Origin of the sequence: Microcystis sp. LE19-8.1F (genome assembly GCF_027531715.1) — a bacterium.
Classification (GTDB): domain Bacteria; phylum Cyanobacteriota; class Cyanobacteriia; order Cyanobacteriales; family Microcystaceae; genus Microcystis; species Microcystis wesenbergii_A.
This window is the reverse complement of record NZ_JAPZSO010000189.1, coordinates 1-12,432: the sequence shown is the minus strand read 5'-3', so window position 1 is coordinate 12,432 and position 12,432 is coordinate 1. Positions and strand designations below refer to the sequence as shown.

General features: G+C 44.0%; 12 protein-coding genes. 6 read left to right on the top strand and 6 right to left on the bottom strand.

What is annotated here, in order from left to right; all coding sequences use genetic code 11:
• Nucleotides 1–3: 3 nt before the first annotated feature.
• A complete protein-coding gene (gene csaB, locus O9334_RS17740) occupies nt 4–1,041 on the bottom strand; it encodes a polysaccharide pyruvyl transferase CsaB (RefSeq protein ID WP_288001540.1) in 1,038 nt (345 codons plus the stop codon).
• A 308-nt stretch (nt 1,042–1,349) separates the two neighbouring features.
• Complete coding sequence (locus O9334_RS17735; RefSeq protein WP_288001537.1) at nt 1,350–2,429, bottom strand: RuBisCO accumulation factor 1; 1,080 nt, start codon at nt 2,427–2,429, stop codon at nt 1,350–1,352.
• 213 nt (nt 2,430–2,642) lie between these two features.
• Between O9334_RS17735 and ccmO the strand changes: the two genes are divergently transcribed.
• The 5 genes from ccmO (at nt 2,643) to O9334_RS17710 (ending at nt 6,340) form a co-directional block, all read left to right on the top strand.
• A complete protein-coding gene (gene ccmO / locus O9334_RS17730) occupies nt 2,643–3,443 on the top strand; it encodes a beta-carboxysome assembly protein CcmO (RefSeq protein WP_002787918.1) in 801 nt (266 codons plus the stop codon).
• Nucleotides 3,444–3,715: 272 nt separating this feature from the next.
• Nucleotides 3,716–4,627, top strand: a complete 912-nt coding sequence (locus O9334_RS17725; RefSeq protein WP_288001535.1) for an FkbM family methyltransferase — start codon at nt 3,716–3,718, stop codon at nt 4,625–4,627.
• A gap of 513 nt (nt 4,628–5,140) precedes the next feature.
• Nucleotides 5,141–5,350: a DUF2281 domain-containing protein gene (locus O9334_RS17720; RefSeq protein ID WP_288001533.1), complete on the top strand. Its 210-nt coding sequence runs from the start codon at nt 5,141–5,143 to the stop codon at nt 5,348–5,350.
• A complete protein-coding gene (locus O9334_RS17715; protein WP_288001531.1) occupies nt 5,350–5,757 on the top strand; it encodes a PIN domain-containing protein in 408 nt (135 codons plus the stop codon). Before O9334_RS17720 ends, O9334_RS17715 begins: the two co-directional genes overlap by 1 nt.
• A 259-nt stretch (nt 5,758–6,016) precedes the next feature.
• On the top strand, nt 6,017–6,340 hold the full coding sequence (locus tag O9334_RS17710; RefSeq protein ID WP_288001529.1) for a hypothetical protein: 324 nt from the start codon (nt 6,017–6,019) through the stop codon (nt 6,338–6,340).
• A gap of 1,003 nt (nt 6,341–7,343) precedes the next feature.
• On the opposite strand, the gene pstB is transcribed toward O9334_RS17710, so the two are convergent.
• The 4 genes from pstB to pstS all read right to left on the bottom strand — a co-directional run bounded on the left by pstB (nt 7,344) and on the right by pstS (nt 11,217).
• A complete protein-coding gene (gene pstB, locus O9334_RS17705) occupies nt 7,344–8,153 on the bottom strand; it encodes a phosphate ABC transporter ATP-binding protein PstB (RefSeq protein ID WP_288001526.1) in 810 nt (269 codons plus the stop codon).
• 11 nt (nt 8,154–8,164) lie between these two features.
• Nucleotides 8,165–9,049, bottom strand: a complete 885-nt coding sequence (gene pstA, locus O9334_RS17700) for a phosphate ABC transporter permease PstA (RefSeq protein ID WP_045359638.1) — start codon at nt 9,047–9,049, stop codon at nt 8,165–8,167.
• A 4-nt stretch (nt 9,050–9,053) separates the two neighbouring features.
• The gene (pstC, locus tag O9334_RS17695) at nt 9,054–10,028 is read right to left on the bottom strand and encodes a phosphate ABC transporter permease subunit PstC (protein ID WP_288001521.1); all 975 of its coding nucleotides are present in this window, start codon (nt 10,026–10,028) and stop codon (nt 9,054–9,056) included.
• 175 nt (nt 10,029–10,203) lie between these two features.
• Nucleotides 10,204–11,217 carry a phosphate ABC transporter substrate-binding protein PstS gene (pstS, locus tag O9334_RS17690; protein WP_288001519.1) on the bottom strand — a complete coding sequence of 338 codons (1,014 nt, stop codon included), beginning with the start codon at nt 11,215–11,217 and terminating at the stop codon, nt 10,204–10,206.
• 422 nt (nt 11,218–11,639) lie between these two features.
• Between pstS and O9334_RS17685 the strand changes: the two genes are divergently transcribed.
• A complete protein-coding gene (locus tag O9334_RS17685; protein WP_502846547.1) occupies nt 11,640–12,344 on the top strand; it encodes a PstS family phosphate ABC transporter substrate-binding protein in 705 nt (234 codons plus the stop codon).
• Nucleotides 12,345–12,432: the final 88 nt, after the last annotated feature.

The window sequence follows — 12,432 nt, the reverse complement described above, 5'->3', positions numbered from 1 at the left end:
AAATTAGCTCACCAATCTAAACAAAATTTCTCTATGAATTAAAGCTCGATCGATTAAAAAATGCTTGCGATCGCTGGTTAATGCCTCTCCATTGGCATAAAAATTAATCCAAGTGTTACTAATATCATTAACTGCCTCTGGTAACTGATCTAATTCCCAACCCGGCATCGGTACTTCGGCAATTAATCGCGACACTTTCGGATCATAACTAAGGGCAAAACAACGACAATCTTCTGCCGCGGCCATAATCAAACTATGAAAGCGCATTCCGATCACCATTTCTACCCCACGAAATACGCCTTTTAACTGTCTTGGGTCCTCTAAACTAATGATTTGATAATTTTCCCTTAATTGACGGGCTACAGCTTCACAGAGGGGCAAATCCCGCGACTTTTGAAAAGGGACTAGGAGAATAAACGCCCCCGTACTGGTTTGTAAATCAATTAAAGCTTGGGTTAATTTATCTAATTTTGCCGGGGTTAATAGGGGATGGGGACGTAAATTGACGGCGATTCTTGGGGCAGGTAAATCCGATAATCCCTTGACTGATTGAGCTTCTAAAGCCCATACTGGATCCGGGGCAACAATGGGACGAATACCCCAATCAGCGACTAAATGAGCCGATATATCATCGCGCACAGTAACTAAACTACATTGTTGTAAGACTTTTTTGGTTAACCAACGAGTAAAAGGTCTATTTAATGGTCCAATTCCCTGGCCCCAAGCAATAGTTTTTAAGCCCAATAATTGAGCAAGAGCCATTAAACCACCGTAATACATTGGACTGGCAAAACTGGTGACATCCTGCATTAAACTGCCGCCACCCCAGATAAATATATCCGCTTTTTTCATAGTTTGCAAAACTTGCCACCAATCCCGACTAGGACAGGTTTCCACTCCATAACGTTGACTGGTTTCTGCTGGATTATTTGACAAAACAATAGGTTTAATTGCTGACGGCAACATCTGCAATAGAGACACTAATAATGCCTCATCTCCTCCGTTTCCTCTCCCATAATATCCACAAATTACTGCACGCATATATTCAGTTATCACTTATCAGTTATCAGTTATCAGTTATCAGCCAGAAAAAGGCAAGAGTCAAAAGGCAAAAGGCAAAAGTATGGTAAATTTGTCTCCTGTCTCCTGTCTCCTGTCTCCTTTGTCCGCTTTGTTACTTTTTCCTTGAAAAATGTCCCTTAGTTTCTTAAGTTATGCTGTCAGCTACAAGTTAGCAGTGACCAGTTTTATTGGATTCAGTGATCAGTTTATCTATTTTCTTGTTCCCACTCATAACTAATAGCTTAAACTTAAACCTGATCACTGGTTACTGATAACTGATAACTGATTTAGTCGTCCATTTGCCAGGGTTCGGTGATGTTTTCTTCATCGAGGATATTTTTGGCTCTTAAAATCAAGACCAATTGACCTAAGATGGTGACATCGGGGGGACTATCAAACCATTGTAAAGAGACGGAATTATCTCTCTCTACTAGATAATAATTGTTCACGTCCCATTCGGCCAAAACTCGATCGATCACTAATAACACTTCCTCGGACCTGGTGGCAATCGATCGAGGTAATTGATCGCTAGGCCATAAAATCGCTACAGGATCGATCGCCTTTAGAATTGCTTGCCAACCGGGGAGAGGCACGATTGTTTGTTTATCCCCCACCGTTACCAGTCGAAAAGGTTCCTCGACGCTCAGACTTTCTGTGTGTTTTATATCAGTTACCGTCACCGGAAATCTTCCTACTAAAGGAATAATTCTGGCTAATTCGTCCTCATCCTGTAAACGATGGACGGGTAGCAACGGTGCGCTACGGGAGGGAGTAACGGTAAAATCTTGTAGTAAGGACTCGATCGCCTGTCTGGCCGAGTCAGAATGGGCAAATTTCAAACCTTTAGCGATTAATTTCGCTCTTTCGGCTAAATCTCGCTTTTGTTTGCCCCGTTTCCAACACTGATAAGCGATCGCATCTCCAGGATGACGGGTAAATTCACTGGGAATCTGGGATAAACGGGAAAAATCCTGGATAGCTTTGGCGATATCGTGTGCTTCGGCCACCTCAATCCTTTTTTCTGCCGCTAATTTCGCTGCCCCCAATCTTTGTTCTTGGTTGAGAATCCGTAATTCGTATAGCACATCACTGCGCGGCCCGATGTAGTAACTTAACAAATCTTCATCTGCCCCCGCTTTGATTAAACTCTCAAAAACTTGGGCAGCGACAATAATTAAATTTTGTTGGGCATTTTGAAACCCGGTTTGTTCAAAAATTAACTGGGAATCGTAGCCAGCTTTTTGCAGTTTTTGACATTTTTGCCCCCAATTCACCCAATTTCCTTCCTTATGAAGCAGCGAGCGCATTAATTCGGTCGCTTCCGTTTCGCTGATTCGATCATCTGTACTGCGAGGCTGTTCTGTCATAGACAACTTGATCAAGCTACAATAACTAAAATTTATCTAATCCCTCAAAAATCTTCAATAGCAATTAAGGTTAACAGGATAGACTAGATAGTAACAGGATAGCTGACAATCACCCCCTTCGTACCTGTTAGGGCAAGTTTATCTTCAATGTCTAGATTAAGAGTTAATGGAAGCATTCCCCCCTCGTCCACAACTAACCCCGGTCAAAGGACGATGAAAACCAAGCGTCACCCCAAAGATAGTGCCTTGGGTTTAGTCTCTACCCTCAGCTTTCCGGCGATCGTCGGGACAGCGGATATGATGCTAAAATCGGCAGAAGTTACCCTCGTGGGTTACGAAAAAATTGGCGGTGGTCACTGTACGGCGATCGTGCGTGGTAATATTGCCGATGTGCGGTTAGCAGTGGAAGAAGGGGCAAAAACCGCCGCACAGTTCGGACAATTGGTATCTAAATCGGTTATTCCCCGACCGATGCCCAATTTAGAGGTAATTTTCCCAATTGGTAGCCGTTTAGCCGAAATTGCCCAAAGTCAACGGGGTTTCAGCAAACTGAGCAATATGTCGATCGGTCTCTTGGAAACCAGGGGTTTTCCTGCTATGGTGGGGGCAGCCGATGCCATGTTAAAATCGGCCGATGTACAGTTAGCTTCCTACGAAACGATTGGGGATGGTTTGTGTACGGCCATTATCCGGGGTTCCGTCGCTAATGTGGCCGTAGCCATTGATGCGGGAATGCGGGAAGCAGAGAAAATCGGTGAACTGCACGCGGTGATGATTATTCCCCGTTTATTGGAAGATTTAGAACATACTCTACCAGTGGCCAGCTACTGGTTAGAAACTCCCGAACCTTTACCGATGTTGTTACCCAATACTGTCCGGGAAAAACAACGGGAATTAGTCGCTTTACCTGAATTGGAAAAAACCAAAATACCAATTCGTCGCCAAGAAATGCAGGAAAAAGTGTTAGAAGAAGTGATTCCCGTGGAAGTTATCATCGATGAGGACAGTTATTAATTTTTATTTTCAACTTTGCTCCTGTGCTGCTAAAAGTACAGGAGCAAAAGGTTGAATTAGGGTTTGCGGCAAAAAGTTTGTTGGTGGGTGTGGATTTCCCAGTAAAAAATCTTTACAGAAGGCCTCGACAATTAAACGAATCGAATAATGATAAATTTTTGTCAAGGGGTGCGGTCAGATCGAATAATCGTCGCCAGAATTAGCCTAAATTGTCAGGAATTTAGTTAAACAAGGTTTTTGGCAATCCGCATCGAAAGAACTTCAGGAGAATTATGAAGGCGATCAACACACTCACAATGCGATTAAAATCCCTAATGAAGCAACTGTTATCACCTCAGATGCTTGCTATCCTTCAATCTGTCCGCTGGAAGATGCTACTGACATCATCAAGAACAGCAAAGAACCAGGTCGGAAATGTCAGTACCGGTTGGCGCCGAAGGATAGATGATGTGGTTTCGTCTCCTGATAATGCCGAAATTCCGAGATGTCACAACGCCGGCGAACTAGATGGTTATACGATTACAATGCACAACGGTGTAAGAGTAAGTGCAATTGGATATTACGGAGCAGGTGTCCTCAACATGTTAATCGAAAACAGGGGCGTTCACGAACCTCAAGAAGAGCGGGTGTTTGAGGCGATCATTCAACTGCTACCAGAAGACTGCAACATGCTTGAACTTGGAGCTTACTGGGCCTTTTATTCTTTATCACTTCTTCAACAACGCCCAAATGCCAAATGCTATCTGGTTGAACCGGAGATCAGAAATCTCCTTAGCGGCAAGACAAATTTTCGTCTCAATAAGAGACGCGGACACTTCACGCAAGCACGAGTCGATTCTAACCCACAAGACAATCCCAAGACTATATCGGTTGATTCATTCTGCGCTGAACATGGAATCGGGCATCTGAATATTCTCCATGCTGATATTCAAGGATATGAGCTAGCTATGCTCGATGGGGCGAGGGAAATGCTGTCGGAGGGAAAGGTGGATTTCGTCTTTATATCCACGCACTCGAACTCACTCCACAATCGTTGTCTTGAGAGGTTGCTCTCCCTAGGGTATTCGATATTGGCCGAGGTCGACCTGGACGAAACATTTTCGGTTGATGGCCTGATCGTTGCCAAACATCACTTATTGGATCAGCCGGAGCCTATCAAGATATCGCGGAAAGCCGTCCAATAACCGGTTCCAGGGTACTCCGCTAACGCTCCGCCCCTGAACTCGGTCGTTAGGTTTCAAACCAACAGTGCGATGCCGAAGGCACTGCGTAGCAGATCGCATCGCCTCGTAGGTTAGGTTGAGCGAAACAATACTGGGTCGAAAATAGCTCAATTCGCTTGAAAAAGCGCAACCCAACCACCCCAAAGGTTACTCTTTGTTGGGTTTCCTTGCGTCAACCCAACCTACAATAATTGCTGCTCTAGTAGCCTTAGGGTGCGTTCCCTAATATGGCTCCTACTGCTCCACTAATAGATTTTGGGGAACGCACCATGCACATTGATTGAAACTGTGGGTTTAAGTGCGATACCGAAGGCACTGGGTAGCACCCCTAGATGGGGTTGGAGGGCTTGCTTTAGGGCACTATACTGGGTTATATGGGTTTTCAAGATTAGTGCTATTTCTCATCAAATCCTATGCTAGAGTGGTGGTAAGAGCAGTTATCAACTACTACAAAAAGTTGAATTGGTAAAACACATGAGTACATCAGCAAAATCACTAGAAGAACTGGTGAGACAATTATCGCCCCAGTTAAAGGTTGAAGTACAAACGTTTGTAGAGTCACTTTTAAGTAAATCTAACCAACCTATAAAACGTAAACTCCGTCAAGACTGGGCAGGGATGCTTAAAACCGATTACACATCAATTGAGTTACAGAATCTTGCAGTTGAATGGAGAAATGGCTAGTGTTTCTTCTGGATACGAATATTTGGCTAGAACGCTTATTAGGACAGGGACAGGCGGAGGTTGTTGCGGAGCTACTTGATACGCTCTCGCCCTCTGATATGTGTATGACTGATTTTACTTTACATTCTATCGGGGTGATCTGTAATCGGCTGAATCAAAGAGACGTTTTTATCAAATTTGTGGATGACGTTTTGATTGATGCTGGTGTTGTACTGGTCAGTATTCCTGCTAACCAAATGAAGAGAGTCGTAGAAATAATAGATCTCTTTCGCTTGGATTTTGATGATGCTTACCAATATGTTGCTGCCGAGCTTGAAAAAGCTACTATTGTGAGTTTTGATCAAGATTTTGACAGGACAGAGCAAAGACGTTTGACTCCTATGCAAGTGCTTAAAATTAGAAATTAATTGCTGGCTCCCGTCAGTCATTGCCGTAGGGTGCGTTCCCTGATGCAAGTCCTACTGCTCCACCAATAGATTTTTGGGGAACGCACCATGCACATTGATGGAAACTGTGGGTTAAAGTGCGATACCGAAGGCACTGGATAGCACCCCTAGATGGGGTTGGAGGGATTGCTTTAGGGCGCTATACTGGGTTATAGGGGTTTTCAAGATTAGTGCTATTTCTCATAAAACCTTACTCCTGCCTACTTTTCAAGCTTTAATCATGAGAGATAAAGTATTAATTATTTTACTTTTGAATATTCTTTGCATTACAAAATCACTTGAAGTACTTGCTCAAACAATTGAGACACCTACAGATTCTATGCCTCTTTACTCTGTTTACAGACAAGAACTAATTCGCAAAGGGTGGTTACCTGTCCCTCAGAAATTTGGAGTGAGACCAAATATACCTGAAGTTGTGTGTGGTGCAAGTGGTCGTTTGTGTACTGCTTATTGGCTTTACTCCAAAGTGGCTGAGAACAGAGAACTAAGATTTATACTTTGGGACACTAAACGAGGTCTTGTTGTTGCGCCTTATATGGAATGATTGAGGGGATAAATACAAAAATCAAGTTAATTAAAAGATAGGCTATGGATTTGCCAATTTTGATAACTTTCGGCTTAAGCTATTGGCTTGCCTTAACTCTTGACAAATCTTAACACACATAAACACGAAGAGCCGGATTTTTTATCGAGTGCGATCGCCATCGCCGTAGTGGACTGACACGACTACAATGTTGCTTGGTAAAACTGCTATAATCTAAGTCTAGCAAGGATTTAAGTCAAAAAGCTAATGCACTATTTTAGCTGTGTCAATCCAGTGCGATCGCAATCTTGTAGGGTGCGTTCCCTAATGTGTCTCCTACTGCTCCAGCGATCGATTTTGGGGAACGCACCATGCACATTGATTAGCTCTCCTGCAAAAATCAAAAATCTGACCTTAGGTAAGGAGACAGGAGACTCCGAGGAGAAAAAAGACAAGAGACAACTATCCTATCCATAAAACCTGAGATTATGTCCAATTTATCGGAGCTTTTAGATATTTTGACCCGATAGCGCCTCGATAACTTACTTTTGCAGGAGGTCTATTGAAACTGTGAGTCTAATACCATTTTTCTTTATTAGTGGCAGACATCCTATTCCCCTTTCCCCCCTAGGGTTTGCTGAAAAAGTTTGTTGGTGGGGCTAGGAGTCAGTCCCGATGAAAAAATTTTCACCCCCACAGATGAAAGAATTAGGGTTGGCTGAATAAATCTAAAAACCTTGTTGGATAAGGCTTTTAGACTTTTTTTCCCTGAAAAAGTGCCTACCATTGGAGTGATTGGGGGGAAAATTTAGGGATTTTTTCCCTGAAAATTAGGTAATTGACCACCTGAAAATGGGTAAAACCCCACACCCCACCCCCCCTGCCCCCCCGACATCGGGGGGGTCGGGGGGGCAAGGGGGGGTGGAGGAGATTCGGCTAATCCAAGAATAAGCAGTTTAAATACGTCTTAGCTTAACTGATAACTGATCACTGATAGCTATCTCCTGAATTCTGACAAGACAAATTAACCGAATCTACCGGCTACATAATCGCGAGTTTGTTGATTAACTGCATCGGTGAAAATTTTCTGGGTGGTGTCAAATTCCACCAAACGACCGACGCGGGTTTCATCGGCATTAAAAAAGGCCGTGCGATCGGATACCCTAGAGGCCTGTTGCATATTATGGGTGACAATGACGATCGTGTATTGTTGCTTCAATTCATGGATTAATTCCTCGACTTTGAGGGTAGAAAGGGGGTCTAAAGCCGAACAAGGTTCATCCATTAATAATACTTTTGGTTTTACCGCCAAAGCGCGAGCAATACACAATCTTTGTTGTTGTCCTCCCGATAATCCTAAAGCGGATTTATTCAACAGATCTTTAACTTCATTCCAAAGAGCGGCCCCTTTTAAAGCTAATTCCACAATCCCATCTAATTCACTGCGACTAGCGGAACGATAAATTCTAATACCATAGGCAATATTATCGTAAATACTAGCGGGAAAAGGGTTAGGGCGCTGAAACACCATGCCCACCTGTCGCCGTAAGGTATGAAGGTTAACTTTGGGGGCGTAGATATCTTGGCCAAAAAACCTAACTTTCCCCTTAACTGTCACTTGCCCCTCTAATTCCCCGATACGATTGAGGGCTTTTAAGAGAGTGGATTTACCACAACCAGAGGGGCCGATCATGGCGGTTACTTGCCTTTGAGGTATTTGTAAAGAAACCCCTTCCAGGGCTTTTTTGCTACCGTAGAAAAAGCTAAGATTTTCGACTTCGATCGCCGAATTAGCTAGAGACGTAGGATTGTTCATGAGAGAGGAATCGATCATAAGAAAAATGCTTAATTTGAGCGTTTACGAGTGACAAAACGGGAAAGAAGGCTAGTAATTAAAACTAAGATAATGAGGACTAAAGAAGCTGTCCAAGCCAAGGAATTTTGTTCAGGAAAGGGGGAACTAGCGTAGTTATAAATCAACACCGTTAAAGCCGGTGTGGGCGACCAAAGACTTTCTTGCCAAAATTGACTAAATAAAGCCGTAAACATTAAGGGGGCGGTTTCTCCAGCGGCCCGGGCCACCGCTAATAATATCCCGGTCATAATCGGTGCGATCGCTGCTGGCAGGACAATGCGAAATACCGTATCGAAACGGGAACCCCCCAAAGCGGAGGAACCGAGACGGTAGGACATGGGTATTAGTTTCAGGGCCTCTTCCGTGGTTAAAGCGATGATCGGCAACATAATCACCCCCAAAGCAAAGGCCCCGGCTACGGCGGAAAATTGTTTGGTAGTTAAGACCAAAACCCCGAAAGAAAACACCCCGACGATAACGGAAGGGGTACTACTCAACACCACGATCGCAAAGCGCAGAATACCGCCAATTTTGGAACCCCGAGCGAATTCCGAGAGGAAAACCCCGGTGAGAATCCCCAGAGGTATGCTGCCTAAGGACGCTAAACCGACCATGGTTAAAGTCCCCACGATCGCATTGGCGAAACCGTTGGGAACACTAGGATCGGAGCCAACTGGGGCGGGTAAAGAGGTGAAAACTTGCCAATTGAATCCGGGTAAACCTTCTTTGACAATTTGAAAGAGGATAGCGAATAAAGGCAGAATGGCGATGGCACTAAGAGCGATCGCTAAACCCGTGAGACCGTTGGTAAAAAAATGTCGCCACGGTGACAGGGGTTGCTGTAAATCTTCTTCGGGAAAAGCTCCTTGGCTCATAAAATTAACGATTGCGGTTGATAAATTGTACTAACAAAGCCGCTACACTATTGACGGCTAAGGTAATAACAAATAGAATCAAAGCTAGATACATCAAAGCTCCGATGTGGATTTTTTCAAAAGCTTCTGGGAAAGTATTGGCTAGTACAGCAGGAATAGTATAACCGGGGGCCAAGAGGGAGGGACTAATAATCGAGGAGTTACCGATTACCATGGCTACCGCCATAGTTTCCCCTAAAGCGCGACCTAAACCGAGGATAATCGCCCCGATAATACCGGAACTGGCCGCCGGCAATAACACGCGCCAGATGGTTTCCCAACGAGTCGCCCCTAGGGCCATGGAGGCGCTGCGTAATTCGGGGGGGACGGTAAGCAGCACATCGCGACTGATAGCGGAAATAGTCGGCACGATCATGATCGCTAGGATCACACCGGCGATCAGCATACTTGGTCCCAAAGGTTGGGTATTAAACAAAGGGAACCAAGCAAAATTTTGAAATAACCATTCTTGCAGGGGTTTAAGCACGGGAATTAGTACGAAAATCCCCCATAAACCAATAATTACACTGGGAATCGAGGCAATTAATTCCACTAGAAAACCGATGGGATAACGGACACTTGCCGGCAAATAATTCTCGCTAGTGGTTAAAGCAACGGCAACACTGAGGGGAATAGCTAATAAAAGAGCCAGAATCGAGGAAACGATCGAACCGAAAATAAAGGGTAAACCACCAAATTTGAGGACGTTCACATCCCAAGTGGTTCCCCAGAGAAATCCCCAACCGAATTCATTGATCGCCGGCCGCGCATCCTGAAAAACAATCCAGGCCATCCACAGCAGAAAAATTAAACCAGAGGCGGCACAAATCCAGACTAGGATCGTAAAAATGCGATTGAATAAACCCGCAGTGCCGGGGCTTTCGTTAAGATTGGCCGCCGAGAGATCAAAAGACTCAACGGGTTCAGAAAAATTAGCCATAAGGTAGAGAGCGATTACCACTTATCAGTTGTTGAAAACGCAACTGTAGGGGCTGAACAATGTTCAGCCCAGAGAAAAGAAATACTTGCAGTTATTAGTTATGGGGTTAACCGGTAACTTTTTTCCATCTTACTGGAAAGCGGTGACAATCAAGTTCAAACTAATACAAAAGTATTTATTTAATTTTGTTAACTTCGGCTAAAACTTTTTGAGTCACCGATTGGGGAATCCGGGTAAATTCCAATTGATTGTTAATACCTTGACCAGTGGTGAGAATCCAAGTTAACAGTCTTTTAATTTCTGCCGCTTTTTTGTTATCCGCGTAGTCTCTCGGTACTAATAACCAAGTAATCCCGACGATCGGATAACCACTGCTCGGATCGTCCATATTAGCGGTAAAATCGGCGTTAAATTTGATCCCTTCCATCGCCTTGTTAGCTTGGGCGAGACTGGGTTCGACAAATTGACCGGCTTTATTTTGAATTCTGGCGGTTCTCATGGTTGCCCCTTCATTTTTGCGGGCAAAGGTATCTTGAACGTAACCGATCGAGCCTTCTGTTTGTTTAACCAGGGCCGCCACACCATCATTTTTCGGTCCTTTGAGAACGGTAAAACCCCAGTTAGGTTCTTTGCTGGTTCCCACTTTACTTTTGAAAGAAGGACTAATAGCACTCAGGTGAGAGGTAAAAATCTCCGTAGTACCGCTACCATCAGCCCTAACCACCACTTTAATGGGTTGGTTGGGCAGTTTCGGATCCACCTGTCTCCAGTTAGTGATCTCGCCACTGAAGATTTTACCGAGGTTAGCCCTGGAAATTTGCAGGTTATTTACCCCCGGCAGATTATAAACCACAGCGACGGCTCCTCCGGCGGTGGGAACTAGCAGTAAACCGTTTTTCATCTGGCTTTTTTCCGAGGAGGAAGGAGCGGCATCAGAAGCCCCAAAATCGACGGTTCCGGCGATAAATTGCCGGACACCAGCACCGCTACCGACGGAATTATAGTTAACGGTGATACCAGTGGCGTTTTTATAGTCGGCAAAATAACGCTGGTATAGGGGCGCGGGAAAGGAGGCTCCTGCACCGTTCAGGGTTTGGGCGAGGGTTTCTCCCATCGTCCCTGCTAAGGCCGCTGCCGTGGCGAAGGAGACAGCACACACACGAGTTAGGGTAGCAGTTGAGAATATCATAAATTTTCCGGTTGAAGAATCCTGCACAATTGGGAAAGTTGAACTTTCTTCAAGATATAGTTTAAGGCACAAATATTACTTTTAAATCTAGAAATATTGGGGATTTTTTTGGTTAAGATTGGGTAAAATTTCGGTTAAGTTTAATTTAAAAATTCACAGCTTTTGGCAATAATTTAGATCGATCAAGACAAAAATCCATTGTATCTATTCAAGGATGAAATCTTAATTTAAACCATCTGTTGAGGAGAAATTGCCCGGACAAAGCTTTTTATCTAGGTGTGTGAATTCAAACAGGGCCACCGCTGCTTTTCGCTACTGTTAAGTTTGTTATCTTTTTGGGGTGAGTTTCGTGTTAAATCAATTTTTTTTGAAATGATGGAGATAGATTTTTCTGACTCCCAGAAAAGCAAGGGGATGGATAAATGCTGATAAATCTCGATAAATTGCTCAAAAAGGCTCTTCTTTTTGTTAGTGCTGGTGTTTTAGCTGCTTGCGCTCCCGTTGACTTCCAATCAAACAAATCAATTATTATTGATGGGTCTAGCACCGTTTACCCGATCACCAAAGCTGTCGCCGATGAATACAAAAAACAAAAACAGCCGTCTGCGGATATAAGCGTCAAATTTTCGGGTACTACTGGCGGATTTCGGCAGTTTTGCGCTGGAAAAACCGATATTAGCAATGCTTCGCGACCGATTCGCACCGATGAGATCGAAGCCTGTAATCGGAATAACATTAGATTTATCGAATTGCCGATCGCCTTTGACGCGCTTACCATCGCAGTCAATAAAGAAAACACTTGGATTGATAGCATCACTTTAGAGGAATTAAAAAAAATCTGGGAACCTGCGGCCCAGGGTAAAATTACCAAGTGGAGTCAGGTGCGATCGGGATTGCCAGATAAACCTCTCAATCTCTTTGGTGCAGGCAAAGATTCGGGAACTTTCGATTATTTTACGGAAGCGGTGGTAGGAGAAGAAGATGTTAGTCGCGGCGATTACGTTGCCAGTGAAGATGACGACACTTTAATTCAAGGAGTTAGTCAAGATGCCAACGCCCTGGGATATTTTGGTCTAGCTTACCGAAATTTTGGGTTAAAGCCCCGTCCTTTTAGGACGGCTTTTTAAACTATATCTTGTTAACTTAACTTTTATTGTGCTATACTGATTTTGTCTAAGTCCCCCCTGCGTAAAATGTTTGTCTTAGAGTTTAAAG

What these genes read in the sequence shown, in the direction of transcription:
- csaB (WP_288001540.1), bottom strand. Translation starts at nt 1,041, where the DNA reads ATGCGTGCAGTAATTTGTGGATATTATGGGAGAGGAAACGGAGGAGAT.
- O9334_RS17735 (WP_288001537.1), bottom strand. Translation starts at nt 2,429, where the DNA reads ATGACAGAACAGCCTCGCAGTACAGATGATCGAATCAGCGAAACGGAA.
- ccmO (WP_002787918.1), top strand. Translation starts at nt 2,643, where the DNA reads ATGAAAACCAAGCGTCACCCCAAAGATAGTGCCTTGGGTTTAGTCTCT.
- O9334_RS17725 (WP_288001535.1), top strand. Translation starts at nt 3,716, where the DNA reads ATGAAGGCGATCAACACACTCACAATGCGATTAAAATCCCTAATGAAG.
- O9334_RS17720 (WP_288001533.1), top strand. Translation starts at nt 5,141, where the DNA reads ATGAGTACATCAGCAAAATCACTAGAAGAACTGGTGAGACAATTATCG.
- O9334_RS17710 (WP_288001529.1), top strand. Translation starts at nt 6,017, where the DNA reads ATGAGAGATAAAGTATTAATTATTTTACTTTTGAATATTCTTTGCATT.
- pstB (WP_288001526.1), bottom strand. Translation starts at nt 8,153, where the DNA reads ATGATCGATTCCTCTCTCATGAACAATCCTACGTCTCTAGCTAATTCG.
- pstA (WP_045359638.1), bottom strand. Translation starts at nt 9,049, where the DNA reads ATGAGCCAAGGAGCTTTTCCCGAAGAAGATTTACAGCAACCCCTGTCA.
- pstC (WP_288001521.1), bottom strand. Translation starts at nt 10,028, where the DNA reads ATGGCTAATTTTTCTGAACCCGTTGAGTCTTTTGATCTCTCGGCGGCC.
- pstS (WP_288001519.1), bottom strand. Translation starts at nt 11,217, where the DNA reads ATGATATTCTCAACTGCTACCCTAACTCGTGTGTGTGCTGTCTCCTTC.
- O9334_RS17685 (WP_502846547.1), top strand. Translation starts at nt 11,640, where the DNA reads ATGCTGATAAATCTCGATAAATTGCTCAAAAAGGCTCTTCTTTTTGTT.